Source organism: Vibrio sp. V09_P4A23P171 (genome assembly GCF_963875615.1).
Classification (GTDB): Bacteria; Pseudomonadota; Gammaproteobacteria; order Enterobacterales; family Vibrionaceae; genus Vibrio; species Vibrio anguillarum.
The window spans coordinates 36,674-54,619 of the sequence record NZ_CAWNMR010000004.1 but is presented as its reverse complement, the minus strand read 5'-3'; the positions used below and the strand labels follow the sequence as shown (position 1 = coordinate 54,619).

Here is a 17,946-nt window from a genome sequence, read left to right as displayed (position 1 = left end):
CTGAGCAAGTGAATTCTTGCTCTTTCGCAGACCTTCTCAAAGGAGCAAGGCTACGAATTTACCACCTCAAGAGCATTCGTTAAAACGTTGGGATGAGAATGAAATCGATGAATTAAAGCGTGTTTTTTATCGTGGTGACTCCATCGATAATATTTGTGAACATCTCGACAGGCCATTTATGCACCGAGTACATTATGGATAATCAGGTTTACATGTACGAGGAGCTGTGTCCTAGGTGTTATGACTTCTGGCAAATAGGCCTTGAAGACTCACTCAAGGATTACCGCAAATTCAACAACATCACCTCTGGAGTAAAGTGTGAAAAAGATCTTCTACAAGGGCGGCGTCAGCATGGTTAATCGCCAAGATGACCCAATGTATCAATGCTCATCTTGTTATAAACCGTGGTTCCAAGATGAAATCTTTACAGGGCTAGCGATTATGCAGCCGCAATGTCCATCCTGTGGGGCTGTCATTCGTAAGCTCACCAAAGACCAACCGTTAATCACGCGATAATCGTTCTCAACTGTTATAAATGCTTCTTTATGGCAGTTGAAATCTGTTACAAAAATCATCCGTAAAACCAAAACACCAAAGTGCGCATTATATATCTTATGTTAAATTGCAAGTGATTATATTTTAGTGTACGAATATTTCTTTCCTCTTTTCTATCTATCCTCATGACATTAAACATAATCAGTATTTACCATAAAATACCTAATAACTAGTCTGATAATCGAAGATTTCATTCTAGTTATTATTTAGTAAGAGTTTATATCGAGGATCTTTTTCCAATTATCTTGAAAGTTATAGGTTTATTGGGTGAATTTGGTTGGATTATCCAGTGGTCGGAATGTTGAATAAGTGTTCCATTTGTATGTATTTCTAGTTCAGGAATTCGTGGCCCAATTATGTATTGATTTGGGTTTTTATCATCTTTAATCACTATAATTTCCTGTTCATTTACAAATACAGAACAATTTGGCGTTGGAGTGCAGCTCGTCATGTCGACGTTTTGATAAGAAAAAGTCCTCCAGAAAAAAGCGACCAAAAGAATGAGTGATGTGATTAGTATTTGAGCAAACCTGTGTTTTGTAAGCTTTTCTGAAGCCATGATGCTTCCTTCCTCGTGTAACAAACTTCAAAGTTTTGAAATAAAAGGCCAAATCCTGAACAACTGTAAGGTTACTACTCTGTCATTGAATTGTTAATTGCAGTATAGTTGACGGTTGAAAATGCCACTTTTTTTAAAGTCAGCAATAGATAGTAACGTTCTGATAAAGCAGTATTTCTATTGTGGATTTGGGGGGCATTACGACATGTGTCGTGTTGGAAGTAAAGTGTAGTTAATTAGAAATTGGAAGCATGCAAATGAGCCAAGAAAAGCAGCTTGAACAAAACTACAACTATACAGTTGTTCGGCAATTTACCTTAGTGACTATTCTCTGGGGTATTGTTGGTATGGCTGTAGGTGTTTTGATTGCCGCTCAATTAGTTTGGCCACAGCTAAACTTTGATACGCCGTGGTTGACGTACAGTCGCTTACGTCCTCTGCATACTAATGCGGTTATTTTTGCGTTTGGTACAAGTGCCCTCTTTGCAACATCTTATTATGTTGTTCAGCGTACTTGTCAAACTCGTCTATTTGGTGGTCCTCTTGTGCCCTTCACCTTTTGGGGATGGCAAGCCATTATTTTATCTGCAGCAATAACTTTACCTTTGGGTTATACCTCCGGTAAAGAATACGCGGAATTAGAATGGCCAATTGATATCGCCATTGCTCTTGTATGGGTATCTTATGCGATAGTGTTTTTTGGAACACTCGTCAAACGTAAGACGGCACATATCTATGTGGCAAACTGGTTCTTTGGAGCTTTTATCCTTACTGTTGCTGTATTGCATATTGTAAATAGCATGGCAATCCCTGTTTCTATGGGTAAATCGTATTCAGTTTACGCTGGGGCGGTGGATGCTATGGTTCAGTGGTGGTACGGTCATAATGCGGTGGGTTTCCTGCTTACTGCCGGCTTCCTTGGTATGATGTATTACTTTGTACCAAAACAAGCTGAACGCCCTGTTTATTCATACCGTTTATCGATTGTTCACTTTTGGGCTTTGATCTCTCTTTACATTTGGGCTGGTCCGCACCATTTACACTACACTGCTCTGCCTGACTGGACTCAGTCACTTGGCATGGTGATGTCGTTGGTGTTGTTTGCTCCTTCATGGGGCGGGATGATTAACGGGATTATGACGTTATCTGGTGCTTGGCATAAACTGCGCTATGACCCAATCTTACGATTCCTCATCGTTTCATTGTCATTCTACGGAATGTCTACGTTTGAAGGACCAATGATGTCGATTAAGACAGTTAACGCACTGTCACACTACACCGACTGGACTATTGGTCACGTGCATTCTGGAGCTCTAGGTTGGGTGGCAATGGTGTCGATTGGTTCGGTATACCATTTAATCCCTCGCCTATTTAACCAAGAGCGTATGTACTCTGTTGGTCTAATCAATGCTCACTTCTGGTTAGCGACTATTGGTACGGTGCTCTACATCGTTGCGATGTGGATTTCAGGTGTTATGCAGGGCTTGATGTGGCGTGCTGTTAACTCTGACGGTACGTTAACGTACAGTTTTGTTGAGTCTGTCCAAGCCTCTTACCCATTCTATACCGTTCGATTCATTGGTGGATTTATCTTCTTAGCAGGTATGTTCCTGATGGCTTACAACACGTATAAAACGGTTTTTGCACCAGATAATAGCTTAAAAGCTATTCCTCAACCGGCATAAGGAGATGAAAGAATGAGTTCTAATAATCGCCATGAAATCATCGAACGTAATGTCGGTTTACTGGCTATTTTCATTATTTTTGCCATCAGTTGGGGAGCCTTGGTTGAAATCACGCCATTGATTTTCCAAAAGCAAACTACTGAGCCTGTTGAAAATCTTAAGCCCTACACTGCGCTGCAACTTGAAGGCCGTGATATCTATATTCGCGAAGGTTGTAACGTTTGCCATAGCCAAATGATTCGCCCATTCCGTTCCGAAACGGAGCGTTATGGTCATTATTCGGTGGCTGGTGAAAGTGTTTGGGAGCATCCATTTGTGTGGGGTTCGAAGCGGACTGGGCCTGATTTGGCTCGTGTTGGTGGTCGTTATTCTGATGAATGGCATCGAGTTCACTTGACTAATCCTCGCGAACTGGTTCCTGAATCAAACATGCCCGGTTTTCCTTGGCTAGCAAAAAATGTGTTGGACGGCAAGCTTACGCAAAGCAAACTTGAATTATTCCGTAATCAGTTTGGTGTGCCGTATACCGATGAACAAATCGCGAATGCAGCAAAAGATGTCGAAGGGAAATCAGAAATGGATGCAATCATTTCTTATCTTCAATCTCTTGGTCACGCAATGAAGTAAGGGGTAGTTATGGATATCGGTACTATTCACAGTATTTGGACCATAGTGCTGTTCGTCTGTTTTATAGGCGTAGTGTGGTGGGCCTATGGCAAAAACCGTAAAGCTCGTTTCGATGAAGCGGCTAACCTCATTTTTGCCGATGAACAGCCCAAATCCTCTAAGGAACAAGGAGTGACTAAACAATGACGACATTTTGGAGTCTATGGGTCATCATCATTACGGTGGGAACTTTGCTGGGCTGTGCGATTCTGCTCGTTTGGTGTTTAAAAGACAAAATGGGAGTGGAAGAAGGCTCGGATATGGGCCATGAATACGATGGTATTCGTGAGCTCAACAACCCTCTGCCTAAATGGTGGACCTATCTTTTTATTAGTACGTTTATTTTTGCCGCTATCTATCTGACCCTCTATCCTGGGTTAGGTAGTTTTAAAGGTGTACTTGGTTGGCAAAGTTCAGATCAAACCATTCGCTCTCTTGATGAGTCCAAAGCCTCGATTGCAAATGCGCAAAACAATAAAGTGTTAGTACAGTATGCAAAAGAGTTAGATGACGCAAACACCTACTTTGGTGAAGCATTTAAACGCTTAGCTTATACTGGCGGCGGTTCGGATTTACGCCCTATTCCTGAAATTGCAGCAGATTCTGATGCATTGAAGGTTGGTCAGCGTTTATTCTTACAAAACTGCTCTCAGTGTCATGGTTCTGACGCTCGTGGTCAAAAAGGCTTTCCGAATCTAACCGATAATGCTTGGTTATATGGTGGTGAACCAGAAGCGATTGTGACCACTATCCGACATGGTCGTATTGGACAAATGCCAGCTTGGAAAGATGTCCTCGGTGAGCAAGGTGTGAAGGAAGTGGTGAGTTATACCCTAAGCCTTTCTGGGCGTTCTGTGAACGTTCGAGAAGCGGAAGCAGGTAAAGCTCGCTTCGTCGTTTGCGCCGCTTGTCATGGTACGGATGGTAAAGGTAACCCTGCGTTTGGAGCACCTGATCTTACTGATAACGATTGGTTATTTGGTGACTCAAGAGCCGATGTTACTCAAACGGTGATGCATGGCCGATCAGGTGTTATGCCTGCTTGGAATGACATTCTCGGTGAAGATAAAGTTCAACTGGTTGCTGCTTACGTGTGGAGTTTAAGCAATTCAGAGAACTAATTGCACAACAAAGGCAGCTCTTTATTAGGGCTGTCTTTCTTCTCTTTTTAATAAGCCTTCTTTATTTTGTTGTTGAGAACTTTTTTATGGTAACTCCTTGGTATAAACAATTCTGGCCGTGGTTTCTGATCATCTTACCGTTAACTGTGGTGATATGGACGATTGCAACGGTTATCGTCTTTTCTCAGAATTCAGTGTCATTGGTGACAGAGGATTACTACAAAAAAGGCAAAGGCATTAATATTGATCTATCAAAAATTAACGAAGCGAAAGCATTAAAGCTCAGCTCTGAAGTCTACTCTGAGGGTAATGATATTATCTTCAAATTTAATAAAGGTGAGCTTGAACACTACCCCGCGATTAAAATGATGTTTGCTCATCGGACACTGCCAGACCGTGATTTCACACAACTTGTCGCATCGGATGCACAAGGTATATATCGCATTACCCTGCCTGCCCCGTTACAAGGCCCTTGGTTCATCGAACTCACTCCTCACAATGAGGAGTGGTTAATCCAAGGTCGAGTAACGTTTCCAATGCCAACTTCTACTCAATTAATGAATTAAACTATGTGCAAAGCGTGTTACCACTGTGGTGAAGATGTACCAGCCAACACGGATTATAAAGTTGATATTCTAGGTGAAAGCAGAGATATGTGTTGTCCCGGTTGTGAAACCGTGGCTAAAACCATTGTAGAGAGTGGCCTAGTATCTTATTACCAATACCGAACGACCACTGCAGATAAAGTGGAGCTTGTGCCAGAGCAGCTCAAAGCACTCATTCATTATGATAATGACGATGTACAAGCAGAGTTCGTTCGTAACGACAACGAAACGTCCGAAGTAACGTTATCGTTAGAAGGTGTTTCCTGTGCGGCTTGTGCTTGGTTAATTGAAAAACAACTCTCTCATAAAAATGGGGTAATTTCGATAAGGGTCAATACCACTACCAACCGTGCTTTACTCAGTTGGGATAAGACACAAACACGACTCAGTGAATTACTCTCCACTATTCATAAATTAGGTTATAAGGCTGCCCCTTTTGAAGCAGACGCACATGAGGCAGCCTACCATCAATCAATGAAGCAATATCTTTATCGTTTGGGTATTGCAGGCCTAGCCACCATGCAAGTGATGATGCTTGCTGTGGCGCTCTATCTTGAGGTCTTCGGTGATCTTGATTCTGAGTTTCGCAATTATTTTCGTTGGGTTAGCTTGATCTTTGCAACCCCCGTACTTTTATACTCTGCCCTTCCCTTTTACCTCAATGCTTGGCGAAGCATTAGAGGCAGAACATTAGGTATGGATGTTCCTGTTTCTATCGCTCTTATTTTTGCGTATGTTGCTAGTCTGATAGCGACAGTGACTGAACAAGGCGAAGTCTTTTTTGAATCCATTTCAATGTTTACCTTTTTCTTACTGGTTGGACGATTTTTAGAGATGCGGGCGCGTAGAAAAGCCGCGGCGGCTAGCGGCAATTTACTGAAATTGATCCCTGCGGTTGCAACTACGTTGGATGGCCGTCAAGTGCCTGTAAAAACTTTAGCTCTTGGTGATCGAATTCGCGTGTTGCCTGGAGAACACGTCCCTGCTGATGGTCGAGTGTTGAATGGGCGTATTCATATTAATGAATCAATGTTGACCGGTGAATCAGTACCAGTTGTCAAAACAGTCGGTGATGCTGTTTTTGCTGGTACATTAAATGGCGATGAATCTTTCGAGTTGGAAGTCACTGCATCTAAAGCGGATTCCGTTATTTCCAATATTGTTAGACTGCAAGATGAAGCTCAAATGTCTAAGCCTAAGATTGCAGAAATTGCTGATATTGTCGCGAGATATTTTGTGGCTGTAATTTTGATTATTGCAGCAGCCACTTGGTTTTATTGGCACCAGACAAAACCTGAAGATGCATTTTGGATCATGTTAGCGGTCTTAGTGGCAACCTGCCCGTGCGCGCTTTCTCTTGCCACCCCTACAGCCATCACTTGCGCTACATCACGAATGGGTGACTTTGGTATTTTATTGAGAAAAAACCATGTCTTTGAAACACTTTGCAAAGTTAACCATTTGATTATTGATAAAACGGGAACGTTGACCCGTGGTGATATCGAAATTAGTGACGTTGAGTTGCATGGTGGTATAGACGAAAACCATTGTTTGGCGCTAGCCGCTGCTTTGGAGCATCATGCCAATCACCCCATTGCCAGAGCGTTTGCGCAATATCGTAATGACGAGTTTCGTGTTGAGCATGTGCAGAATATGATTGGGTCTGGTATTCAAGGTAAATATTTAGGCGGCGATGTTCGTATCGGCAGCGCCGAATTTGTTTTGAACGACATCAGTGACGATCGAGCAAATCGTATTTATCTGTCGCTCAACGGGCAACACATTGCGACCTTCACGTACCGCGATCCTATCCGTAGTGAAGCGAAACAATTTATCGATCGTTTTCATCAGGAAGGAATTAAGATCACGCTATTAACGGGGGATTCTCAAGTTAATGCCCAAAGTGTGGCCGCTGAAATGGATATCGATATTGTCGTATCGAATGCCAAACCAGAAGATAAACTGAGTTACTTAAAGTCGTTACCAGATGATGATATCACCATGATGATTGGCGATGGCATTAATGATGCGCCAACGCTTGCTGGTGCGCACTTATCAGTCGCTATGGGTGGTGGAACCGATGTCGCAAAAGCATCCGCTGATATGGTTTTACTTGGTGATAAACTCGACAGATTATTGGAAGCCAGAAGCTTAGCGTTAAAAGCTCGCAAAATCATTCGGGAAAATTTAGCGTGGTCACTTGGATACAATATTATTGTTTTGCCACTCGCCGTTGCGGGGCTGGTTGCTCCTTACATTGCCGTTGTGGGCATGTCGGCGAGTTCGATTATTGTGGTATCTAATTCTCTTCGACTACTCAAAAAGAGGGATAAGTAGATGGAAAGTCTTTATATATTGATCCCCATAGCGATCGTTTTGGTTACGATCGCCGTCATCATCTTTTTATGGGCAGTAAAGAGCGAACAGTTTGAAGATTTAGAACGCCAAGGACACAATATTTTGTTTGATGAAGATGAACTTACCTCATCAAAAGAAGAGAAAAAATGACCGCAGATTGGATTGGTGCTTTCTTTATCGGTTTACTTGGAGCTGGCCACTGTATGGGAATGTGTGGCGGGATTGCTTCTCTTTTGACCTTAGGTGAAAAGCGCAGTGATCGACTCCCAATACTGCTTGTTTTTTACAACCTTGGGCGTATTGCCAGCTATATGCTGTTTGGCGGTTTATTAGGAGGCCTCGCCGCCTCGCTATCCGAATTCTCTACACTTAATCATGCGTTGATTTGGTTGCGGCTCATTGCGGCAGGCCTAATGATTGTACTTGGATTGTATGTTGGACGTTGGTGGTTTGGCCTGTTGAAGCTGGAGAAGGTTGGGCAAAAAATCTGGAGTTTTATTTCGCCTTTTGGGCAATCATTGCTCCCGCTTAGGAAAACGTGGTTCGCTCTCCCTTTTGGGTTTATCTGGGGGTGGTTACCTTGTGGGCTAGTTTACTCGGTACTGACTTGGTCTGTGGTGTCCGGTAGTGCGCTGTCAGGGGCATTGGTTATGGCCTCTTTTGGTTTGGGAACCTTACCTGCGATGCTTCTTGTTGGTTACGGAGCGACCCGTTTGAAGAACATTCAACAATCATTCATATTTCGTCATTTTGCTGCGATTTTTATCATACTCTATGGTCTATACACGGGTTATGGAGCAGTGAGTATTTTATCATCTACGTGGTAGCTGTCTGATTTATGGCATCTTTTTTCGCTATCCTTTAGGGGTAATGGGTGCTAAAATATTGATGTACATCAAAAAGTGAAAGGTTGTTATGATTTCTGATAAGCCAGCGGCAAAGCGCATTCAATCTGGTGGTTGTGCAATTCACTGTCAAGATTGCAGCATTAGCCAGCTTTGTATTCCTTTTACTCTCAATGAATCTGAACTTGATCAACTTGATCAAATTATTGAGCGTAAAAAACCTATCCAAAAGGGCCAAGAGCTATTTAAAGCTGGTGACGACCTTAAGTCTCTCTACGCTATTCGCTCAGGTACAATTAAAAGTTATACCATTACTGAGCAAGGTGATGAACAAATCACTGCGTTTCATTTAGCGGGTGATTTAGTTGGTTTTGACGCGATCACTGATGATTCTCATCCTAGCTTTGCTCAGGCTCTAGAAACATCAATGGTATGTGAAATACCCTACGAAATTCTTGATGATCTTTCGGGTAAAATGCCTAAGTTACGTCAGCAAATTATGCGCTTGATGAGTAATGAAATTAAGGGCGACCAAGAGATGATTCTTCTGCTATCTAAAAAGAATGCAGAAGAAAGATTAGCGGCTTTTCTTTATAACTTGTCGACTCGTTTCTCTCAGCGTGGCTTTAGCCCTAGAGAGTTTCGTCTGACAATGACTCGTGGTGATATCGGTAACTACCTTGGTCTCACTGTTGAAACGATCAGTCGTCTACTCGGCCGTTTTCAGAAGTCTGAAATCCTTAGCGTTAAAGGCAAATACATCACAATCCTTGACCATGACCAACTGATGGAACTGGCAGGCGTATCTAAAGAAACTAAGTAACTTCAATGAGGTAGCTCTTAAATGAGCTACGTCATACTTCTGTTAAAAACTCTCTTTTTTTCTAAAATTCTCGCTGGTTATGAGCTAAAGTAACTTTAACGCCCTCCTCCATAATTAAGGAGTCGATATGAGTATTTATAGCAAGATTCTGGTGGTTGCTGACATCAACCACGATGAACAACCCGCCCTTGCCAGAGCCATACAGTTAGCGCAGCAAAGCACGTCTTCTAGCCACATTACATTTTTTCTGTCTATTTATGATTTCTCTTATGACATGACGTCGATGCTCTCTGTTGATGAACGTGATGCTATGCGACGTGGTGTTATCCATCAACGCGAGCAATGGATGAGGAAAGTAGCTGAACCGTATATTGATAGTTCGATCCAATTTGAAGTAAAAGTGGTGTGGCATAACCGCCCTTATGAAGCGATTATTGCTGAGATATTTTACGGAGAACATGACATTCTGATCAAAGGGACGCGCAAGCATGATGTCCTGGAATCCGTTATTTTTACACCGACAGATTGGCACTTATTGCGTAAATGCCCAACTCCAGTGCTATTGGTTAAAAATTCAGATTGGCCACAGAATGCGAATATAATCGCTTCGGTACATGTGGGGTCAGAAAATCCGGCTCATATTGATTTAAATGATTGCATGGTTGAACAACTAAAAAGCCTCACCACTCGTTTAGGTGCGACACCTTATCTGGTGAATTCATACCCTATTACGCCAGCGAATATTACCATTGAGCTGCCCGAGTTTGATCCAATGACCTACACTGATGCTGTTCGTGGTCACCACTTGATGGCAATGAAGGCATTGCGACAAAAGCATGGTATAGATGAATCGCAAACACTTGTAGAACAAGGCTTGCCTGAAGACGTCATTCCTCAAGCTGCTGAAAAGCTCAATGCGGCGATGGTTATTCTTGGTACGACGGGGCGTACAGGGTTATCTGCGGTATTTATTGGCAACACGGCAGAACAAGTCATTGATAAAATTAACTGTGATGTTTTAGCATTAAAACCGCATGGCTACGTGAGCCCTTTAGATCCTAAAACCTCTATTTAAAATGGCCCGATCTATCATCGATCCCCCTTGTCATAGACGAGGGGGATTTTTTATCTTCCTTACTTGTTAGATCTGGCATCTGCGCTATTTATCCGTATCATACGCACTCTATTTTGTTTTAAAGATTAAAGACCAGACACTGATGACTGAGCAAATTCAAGAGCGCACCAAAGCTCAACAATATAATTTCAATAAACTTCAGAAGCGTATCCGTCGTAATACGGGTCAAGCCATTGCTGACTTTAATATGATTGAAGATGGCGACCGTATTATGGTATGTCTTTCTGGCGGTAAAGATAGCTTTACCATGCTGGATATTCTAATGAGCCTTCAGAAAAGTGCCCCTGTTAGCTTTGAGCTTATTGCCGTGAATCTTGATCAAAAACAGCCCGGATTCCCTGAACACATTCTGCCGCAGTACTTAGAGCAGCTAGGCGTTGAATATAAAATTGTCGAAGAAGACACGTATTCTATTGTTCAAGATAAGATCCCTGAAGGGAAAACCACCTGCTCACTTTGTTCACGCTTACGCCGCGGTATTTTGTACCGTACAGCCAAAGAACTCGGTGCGACGAAAATTGCGTTAGGCCATCACCGTGACGACATTCTAGAAACGCTATTTTTGAACATGTTTTATGGTGGAAAGATCAAAGGAATGCCACCTAAACTTGTGTCTGATAACGGTGAACATGTGGTAATTCGCCCTCTAGCCTACTGTCGTGAAAAAGACATTATCAAATATGCGAACATGCGAGAGTATCCGATTATTCCATGCAATCTATGTGGCTCTCAGCCAAACATGCAACGTCAAAACATTAAGCAAATGCTAAATGGCTGGGATAAACAGTTCCCTGGGCGCATCGAGACCATGTTTAGTGCAATGCAAAATGTAGTGCCTAGCCATTTGGCTGATTTCAAGTTGTTTGACTTTAAGTCGATTAACCGTGATTCAGGCGTTATTAATGGCGGCGACATTGGTTTTGATAAAGAAGAGATGCCAATCCTAGCGCTCGCAGATGAGGATAGCGTGATGGAGTTTGATCCTAGTTTGAAGTTGGATGTCACCAATCTTTGATGTTCCTACAAAGATAAAAAGAATAAGGGCTGCGAATGCAGCCCTATTGATATTAGCCCAACATGTCTAATGTTTCGCTTTGGGAAGATAAGGTAACACGCGAACCGTTTCTTGTGGTAACTGCATCGATCCACCTTCACCCAGTTGACTGAGATCCACTTGGGCTTTGCCATTTTCTATGTTAATGGTTTCGCCGTTACTCAACTGAATGACCGAATTCAAATTATTGGCAAATTCGAGTGTGACACCAGAAACATCGGGTGTGAACCAACTCGCAAACATCCCGCCGAGCTCTTCCAGTAATTTTTGCATCTGAGGTAATAAGATGGCGACCTGCTGGTAAGATATTTCTTCTTTGAACTGCTCTTTTGCCATAACAACAGTCGAAAAGTCACAACGCATATCTTGAGGAGTATCGACAAACACTAACGGATTCGCTTGCCGTAAATGATCGTCTAAAGGAAGTAGTAGTTCGTGGTTGCTACTGACTTTCAACGCTTCATAGTGCTTTTCTTTTTCCATCCAAGCCTTCTCTATTGGGCAGAGCTGCTTGGTATTGGCATTAAGGAAATAATAAGCGACTTTGACATTGGGGTACTCTTCTTTCACGTTATTTTTCATTGCTGAAAACAACTTGGAGTATGTAAACATATACTCTTGAGCGTTAACGGGAAATGCGTTAGCAAGGCATAACGTTGTCAGTAATAAGGTAAGCGTTCTTTTTTTCATTATTATTCTGTCCAGAAAGGCTGATTGTGACGCATCATAGATTGAAGATCTTGCACATAAGCTTCTCCGCGCTCTGAGTATTTCAGTAAGCCATTGGTCATCTCCATGGCACTGTCAGCACTCAATAAATCGGCATTATTTTTTCTTAATCGAAAACGAATCTCTCGTAAATCATGATAAGCGGAGTTGCGGTTAACATTCATGAAGTAACCGTGGATTGACTCTTGAACAGAACCAAAACTCGCCACTTCGTGAGTCATACCTTCCACTCGTTGCAAAGGTACCAACCCACACCCTACACTGTAACACCATTGACCGAAATAGTTGTTTCCTTCAGTTGCAAAGCGAGAGGTTCCCCAAGCTGATTCATTCGCTGCCTGGGTCAAGACTAACGCTTCGGGTAAAATGTCAACTCTATGCAGCATGTTTTCTAGCCATGCGCTAGTGATGCCTTCTGCAGGAATCGGTACTTCATATCGCTTAGAGAGTTTTTGCGCCTCACTATAGTCACTTTTGGCTATCTGATTGCTTAGATGATGTTGTGCAATCCTCTCTAATATTTCACGCTCTCGCAAAACACGTAAATTTTCCCAAGCTATCCCTGGTTTTAAGAAAGAAAAAAAAGCATGCTTTTTCTCATTCACATCATCGATGGCTGAGAAGTCAGGCGCTTTTCCAACAGCTCTAGCACCTTGCAAAGATGGAATGTCGCTTTTGTAAGTCGTCTCGGTTGAGGTTTGCTTGACGTAATAAACGCTGCAGCTCACAACCACGAGCGAGATGGCGGTAAGTAAGATTATTTTACGCATTGAACACCTGAGAATTTGGATTATTGTCGGATTGATTAGTCGCTATGATCTTTAGTTTGATGCCAAACATATTGCGATAAATAATCCCTTTAGCATGGAAGAAGAAAGGTAATACAAAAATGAAACCTATCCCATAAAAGAGCGCGGCGGCAACGAACATCAGCATGATCACGGAATAAATCACGGCAATAGGAACGATTTTTTTATTTACTGCGCGTAAGGATAATAGCAGTGATTGCATAGGTGGAACCCGTTTTTCGCAGATCAATAAGATGGATTGGCTAAACGCAATACTCAAATACATTGATAGCAATGGGAAAATCATTCCTGCTACACCTTGCAGTAATAAGCTGAATAGCGTTGCTAAAATCACTGGGATGGTGAACTGTAATCCCTTACCTATATGTCTTGGCTGTGTTCTTAACCCAGCGACATGACTCATCGCCATTAAGCTCACGCCAGCATAAATAGGTGCACTAACGACCTCATAGCTAAAATTAGCCACAAAAATAGCTTGTACAATATTGCCTGTGAAAGCTTCTGGTGTTTCTAACGCATCCAAGATTAGTGATGGATCACCCAGTTGCAATTTTAAAGCAATATAGAAGATCGCAAGCTGCACAAATAAAAGAATCACGATGGAAGGAGAAAAGGAGATAAATTGCTTGATCGTACAATCCCATGCCTCTTTGAGCACGGCGTTGACTTTTAGCTCGTAATCTCCCTTGAGCGCATGCTCTACACTACCGCCTAAATTGAAATCTTTTTCAATATCATTATTCATAAAATGTCCTAGGCAACGGAAAAGCAAGTTGCCTGTATTTGGGTCACAAAGTTATTGTCATTATACTGCAATACACTCTAGTCCAAAATCAGAAGCCTAAACTGATCTTGCATTATTATGTGTTTGGTTGATAATTAACCACTTGAAAGCATTGAACAGTTAGTTAGTTCTGTATGGTAATCAATCTTTACTGCTACCTACAAAACTTTTTCTGTATCAATATAAGAAAACGCTTTGAATTCACTCTTTTGGTGATTATGATGCGCGCCTCAATTGTGTATAGCGACAGGTCGTAAGATAGGCATCCCTATAGACCAAGGTGGGAGAAAAACAGACGTTGAACGTAAAAAAATCAGTAGGAAAACCAGTAGTTCGTCTTTCTGGTATCAGTAAAAGTTTCGATGGTAAGGAAATCATTGGCAACCTAAACCTTGATGTTAATCATGGCGAATTCTTAACGATACTTGGTCCTTCTGGCTGTGGTAAAACAACAGTACTAAGAATGATTGCAGGTTTTGAAACCGCAGATCAAGGTTCAATTACTCTTGATAATCAAGATGTTACAAAAGTTCCTGCTGAACAGAGACACGTTAACACCGTCTTTCAAAGCTATGCACTTTTCCCACATATGACAGTATTTGAAAATGTCGCGTTTGGTTTGCGTATGCAAAAAGTGCCAACGACGGACATTGAACCCCGTGTGATGGAAGCACTGCGGATGGTACGTCTCGACGCGATGGCCCAGCGTAAACCAAGTCAACTTTCTGGTGGTCAACAACAACGTATCGCGATCGCGCGTGCCGTTGTTAATAAACCTAAGGTTCTGTTACTAGACGAATCTTTATCCGCGCTTGACTATAAACTTCGTAAGCAGATGCAAATGGAGCTTAAGCAGCTTCAACGTCAGCTTGGGATCACCTTTATCTTCGTTACGCACGATCAAGAAGAAGCCTTATCAATGTCGGATCGCATTATTGTTATGCGTGAAGGGAAAATTGAGCAAGATGGCTCTCCACGTGAAATTTACGAAGACCCTAAAAACCTATTTGTTGCTCGCTTCATCGGTGAGATCAACGTATTTAATGCTGAAACGATTGAACGAATTGACGATAAGCGTATTCGTGCACATATCGAAGGTGTTGAAGCGGTGGTTTACCACGATCAAAATGTACAACCCGGACACAAACTACAAGTTTTGCTGCGTCCTGAAGATCTTCGCATCGAAGAGATTAAAGAGTCAGAAGAAAAAGGCATTGTTGGACACGTGACAGAACGTACCTACAAAGGCATGACTCTAGAATCTGTAGTCGAATTGGAAGAATCAGGCATGCGCGTGACGGTTAGCGAATTTTTTAACGAAGATGATCCTGATGTGGACCATTCTCTCGGCCAGAAAGTCGCTATCACTTGGGTTGAAAGCTGGGAGGTAGTACTCGATGATGAGCAAGAAGCTTAATCTTCAAAATGCTATTATCACATTGATTGTTGGGTGGTTAGTGCTGTTTGTGCTAATCCCTAACGTTATGATCATTGGTACTAGCTTTTTGACTCGCGATGAAGCCAACTTAATTGAAATGACCTTCACGCTTGATAACTATACACGCCTATTGGATCCACTTTACGCCAAAGTGCTCATGCACTCTTTCTATATGGCAATTGTGGCTACCCTTCTCTGCTTGGTTATTGGTTATCCATTTGCCTACATTGTCGCAAAAATGCCACAAAAATGGCGTCCAATTATGCTGTTTTTGGTGATTGTTCCTTTTTGGACGAACTCTCTTATTCGTACCTACGGATTAAAAATAGTTCTGGGCACGCAAGGCATCTTAAACCAAGCTTTAATGGCTTTAGACATCATAGACAAACCACTGCGTATTATGTACACCGAGACAGCGGTAATGATTGGCTTGGTTTACATCTTGCTGCCTTTTATGATTCTTCCGCTCTATTCTGCTATTGAAAAATTGGACGATACCTACATTGAAGCCGCGCGAGATCTAGGGGCAAATAAGCTTCAAACTTTGCTCAAGGTAGTATTGCCATTGACCATGCCGGGTATCATCGGGGGCTGCTTATTGGTGTTACTGCCAGCATTAGGTATGTTCTATATTGCTGACTTACTCGGTGGCGCGAAAAACCTACTGATTGGTAACGTGATTAAGAGCCAAGTATTGAATGCTCGTGATTGGCCATTTGGCGCCGCGACCAGCATTGCCTTGACTCTGGCGATGGCTGTAATGCTTTATGCATACTATCGTGCTGGTAAGTTATTGAATAAGAAAGTGGAGCTAGACTAATGGGCAAAACAGTTAGATTTAGCTTTATGAGTTTAGTGTATGTATTTCTATACCTACCGATCATAGTGCTGATTGTAAACTCATTTAATGACAACAAATTTGGTATTAAATGGGGCGGTTTCACTACCAAGTGGTACCACGCTTTAGTTGCAAACGACAGCTTAGTTCAGGCCGCATGGCACTCGCTGAATGTAGCGGTTTTTTCAGCCACAGCAGCGACGCTGATTGGCAGTTTAACTGCTGTAGCCCTTTTTCGTTATCAATTTAAAGGTAAACGTGCAGTTAATGGTATGTTGTTTGTTGTGATGATGTCCCCAGATATTGTCATGGCAATTTCGCTACTTGCGCTATTCTTAGTGTTAGGTGCTCAGCTAGGTTTTCTTACTTTGTTGATTGCACACATTACATTCTGCTTACCTTTCGTTGTTGTGACTGTTTACAGTCGCCTCAACGGATTTGATGTAAAGATGCTCGAAGCTGCCAAAGATCTCGGTGCTGGCGAATGGGTGATTTTGACCAAAATCATTTTGCCATTAGCGAAACCGGCAGTTGCGGCTGGTTGGTTGCTGAGTTTCACACTGTCATTAGATGATGTGATCATTAGCTCGTTTGTAACCGGCCCTACTTACGAAATTTTACCATTGAAGATTTATTCTATGGTTAAAGTTGGGATTTCCCCAGAAGTTAACGCTCTGGCGACCGTGATGTTAGTTGTCTCATTGGCTCTAGTAATCACATCACAGTTGTTAGCAAGGGAAAAAGTGAAGTAGAATCGACATCTTGTAATACATTACGCGAAACAGAATGACAAATCGTCATTCTGTTTTTCTATCTAACGCCTAAAAATAGGCAACGTTTGGTTTGGAGCTAACGTCAATGAAAAAATGGGCTACTCTATTAGCTGGTAGTGCATGTGCGCTTTCTTTGTTCTCTGGAGCAGTAACAGCGGATGAAAACAAGGAACTAGTATTCATGAACTGGGGGCCGTACATTAACAGTGGTCTTCTAGAGCAGTTTACGAAAGAGACCGGCATCAAGGTCATTTATTCAACTTATGAATCGAATGAAACCCTGTATGCAAAGCTAAAAACTCACAACCAAGGTTATGATCTTGTTGTTCCATCCACCTACTTCGTTTCTAAAATGCGCGATGAAGGTATGTTACAAAAGATTGATAAGTCTAAATTAAGCAACTTTAAAAACCTTGATAACAACTATTTGAATAAACCTTACGATCCAAATAATGATTATTCAATTCCACACGTGGTTGCTATCACTGGGCTTGCGGTTAATACCGATATGTATGATCCCAATGATTTCCAAAGCTGGGGTGACCTATGGAACCCAGAGTTGAAAGGCCAGCTAATGTTGATGGATGATACTCGTGAGGTATTCCACATTGCCCTTCGTAAGTTAGGTTACTCAGGTAACACTACGGATGAAAAGCAAATTGATGAGGCCTACGCTGAGCTGCAAAAACTAATGCCCAATGTATTGGTATTTAACTCAGATAACCCTGCCGCTCCTTACCTCTCTGGTGAAGTTGGCTTAGGTATGCTGTGGAATGGCTCTGCAGCAGCGGCGCAAAAAGAAGGCTTGCCAATTAAGCTTGTTTTCCCTAAAGAAGGCGGTATCGGTTGGGTTGACAACTTTGCTATCAGTTCTGGTGCCAAAAACGTAGAAGCCGCACATATGATGATCGACTTCTTGCTACGTCCAGAAATTGCAGAACAAATTTCTCGCGACACGGGTTATTTAACCGGCGTGAAAGCGTCTAATGAGAAATTTAAAGACAGCCCTGCTCTTTTCCCATCTCAAGATGATTTAGATCGTGTTGAATGGCAATCTGCCGTTGGTGAAAAAACTGTGCAGTATGAAGATTACTTTATGAAGTTAAAAGCGGGTCAATAATTCCGCAAAAAGTATGAAATAGGCAGCACTAGCTGCCTATTTTCGTTAA

Annotated in this window: 19 protein-coding genes; 16 read left to right on the top strand and 3 right to left on the bottom strand. The window is 42.2% G+C overall.

Going from position 1 to position 17,946, the window contains the following annotated elements; translation table 11 throughout:
- The first annotated feature begins 318 nt into the window (after positions 1-318).
- From AACT23_RS01965 to ttcA, 12 genes are all read left to right on the top strand, one after another.
- Positions 319-516: a hypothetical protein gene (locus AACT23_RS01965; protein ID WP_094124672.1), complete on the top strand. Its 198-nt coding sequence runs from the start codon at positions 319-321 to the stop codon at positions 514-516.
- 855 nt (positions 517-1,371) lie between these two features.
- Entirely contained in the window at positions 1,372-2,799 is a 1,428-nt protein-coding gene (ccoN, locus tag AACT23_RS01955) for a cytochrome-c oxidase, cbb3-type subunit I (protein WP_026027333.1), read from the top strand.
- Between the two features lie 12 nt (positions 2,800-2,811).
- Positions 2,812-3,426: a cytochrome-c oxidase, cbb3-type subunit II gene (gene ccoO, locus AACT23_RS01950; protein WP_013856896.1), complete on the top strand. Its 615-nt coding sequence runs from the start codon at positions 2,812-2,814 to the stop codon at positions 3,424-3,426.
- Positions 3,427-3,435: 9 nt separating this feature from the next.
- The gene (locus AACT23_RS01945; RefSeq protein WP_010320252.1) at positions 3,436-3,612 is read left to right on the top strand and encodes a CcoQ/FixQ family Cbb3-type cytochrome c oxidase assembly chaperone; all 177 of its coding nucleotides are present in this window, start codon (positions 3,436-3,438) and stop codon (positions 3,610-3,612) included.
- Positions 3,609-4,586: a cytochrome-c oxidase, cbb3-type subunit III gene (gene ccoP, locus AACT23_RS01940; protein WP_094127620.1), complete on the top strand. Its 978-nt coding sequence runs from the start codon at positions 3,609-3,611 to the stop codon at positions 4,584-4,586. Before AACT23_RS01945 ends, ccoP begins: the two co-directional genes overlap by 4 nt.
- Before the next feature lie 86 nt (positions 4,587-4,672).
- Positions 4,673-5,152 carry a FixH family protein gene (locus AACT23_RS01935; RefSeq protein WP_017042885.1) on the top strand — a complete coding sequence of 160 codons (480 nt, stop codon included), beginning with the start codon at positions 4,673-4,675 and terminating at the stop codon, positions 5,150-5,152.
- 3 nt (positions 5,153-5,155) lie between these two features.
- Positions 5,156-7,528, top strand: coding sequence for a heavy metal translocating P-type ATPase (locus AACT23_RS01930; protein WP_094127617.1), 2,373 nt, complete (start codon positions 5,156-5,158; stop codon positions 7,526-7,528).
- Positions 7,529-7,699, top strand: coding sequence for a cbb3-type cytochrome oxidase assembly protein CcoS (gene ccoS / locus AACT23_RS01925; protein WP_013856892.1), 171 nt, complete (start codon positions 7,529-7,531; stop codon positions 7,697-7,699). It abuts the gene before it with no gap.
- On the top strand, positions 7,696-8,376 hold the full coding sequence (locus AACT23_RS01920; RefSeq protein ID WP_013856891.1) for a sulfite exporter TauE/SafE family protein: 681 nt from the start codon (positions 7,696-7,698) through the stop codon (positions 8,374-8,376). Before ccoS ends, AACT23_RS01920 begins: the two co-directional genes overlap by 4 nt.
- Before the next feature lie 88 nt (positions 8,377-8,464).
- Entirely contained in the window at positions 8,465-9,217 is a 753-nt protein-coding gene (locus tag AACT23_RS01915) for an FNR family transcription factor (protein WP_010320258.1), read from the top strand.
- Between the two features lie 127 nt (positions 9,218-9,344).
- The gene (gene uspE, locus AACT23_RS01910; protein ID WP_013856890.1) at positions 9,345-10,292 is read left to right on the top strand and encodes a universal stress protein UspE; all 948 of its coding nucleotides are present in this window, start codon (positions 9,345-9,347) and stop codon (positions 10,290-10,292) included.
- A gap of 142 nt (positions 10,293-10,434) precedes the next feature.
- Complete coding sequence (ttcA, locus tag AACT23_RS01905; RefSeq protein WP_094127615.1) at positions 10,435-11,367, top strand: tRNA 2-thiocytidine(32) synthetase TtcA; 933 nt, start codon at positions 10,435-10,437, stop codon at positions 11,365-11,367.
- Positions 11,368-11,433: 66 nt separating this feature from the next.
- On the opposite strand, the gene AACT23_RS01900 is transcribed toward ttcA, so the two are convergent.
- The 3 genes from AACT23_RS01900 to AACT23_RS01890 are packed head-to-tail and all read right to left on the bottom strand — an operon-like array spanning position 11,434 to position 13,689.
- Positions 11,434-12,096 carry a DUF2987 domain-containing protein gene (locus AACT23_RS01900; protein ID WP_094127612.1) on the bottom strand — a complete coding sequence of 221 codons (663 nt, stop codon included), beginning with the start codon at positions 12,094-12,096 and terminating at the stop codon, positions 11,434-11,436.
- Between the two features lie 2 nt (positions 12,097-12,098).
- Entirely contained in the window at positions 12,099-12,905 is an 807-nt protein-coding gene (locus tag AACT23_RS01895) for a glucosaminidase domain-containing protein (protein WP_017044710.1), read from the bottom strand.
- Entirely contained in the window at positions 12,898-13,689 is a 792-nt protein-coding gene (locus tag AACT23_RS01890) for a membrane protein (RefSeq protein WP_026028002.1), read from the bottom strand. The genes AACT23_RS01895 and AACT23_RS01890 overlap by 8 nt, the downstream gene beginning before the upstream one ends.
- Before the next feature lie 319 nt (positions 13,690-14,008).
- On the opposite strand from AACT23_RS01890, the gene potA reads away from it, so the two are divergent.
- The 4 genes from potA (at position 14,009) to AACT23_RS01870 (ending at position 17,897) form a co-directional block, all read left to right on the top strand.
- Complete coding sequence (potA, locus tag AACT23_RS01885; RefSeq protein WP_017047640.1) at positions 14,009-15,145, top strand: spermidine/putrescine ABC transporter ATP-binding protein PotA; 1,137 nt, start codon at positions 14,009-14,011, stop codon at positions 15,143-15,145.
- Positions 15,129-15,986, top strand: coding sequence for a spermidine/putrescine ABC transporter permease PotB (gene potB / locus AACT23_RS01880; RefSeq protein ID WP_026027331.1), 858 nt, complete (start codon positions 15,129-15,131; stop codon positions 15,984-15,986). The genes potA and potB overlap by 17 nt, the downstream gene beginning before the upstream one ends.
- Positions 15,986-16,756, top strand: a complete 771-nt coding sequence (gene potC, locus AACT23_RS01875; protein ID WP_013856883.1) for a spermidine/putrescine ABC transporter permease PotC — start codon at positions 15,986-15,988, stop codon at positions 16,754-16,756. Before potB ends, potC begins: the two co-directional genes overlap by 1 nt.
- A 106-nt stretch (positions 16,757-16,862) precedes the next feature.
- On the top strand, positions 16,863-17,897 hold the full coding sequence (locus AACT23_RS01870) for an extracellular solute-binding protein (protein WP_026027330.1): 1,035 nt from the start codon (positions 16,863-16,865) through the stop codon (positions 17,895-17,897).
- The last annotated feature ends 49 nt before the right edge of the window (positions 17,898-17,946 follow it).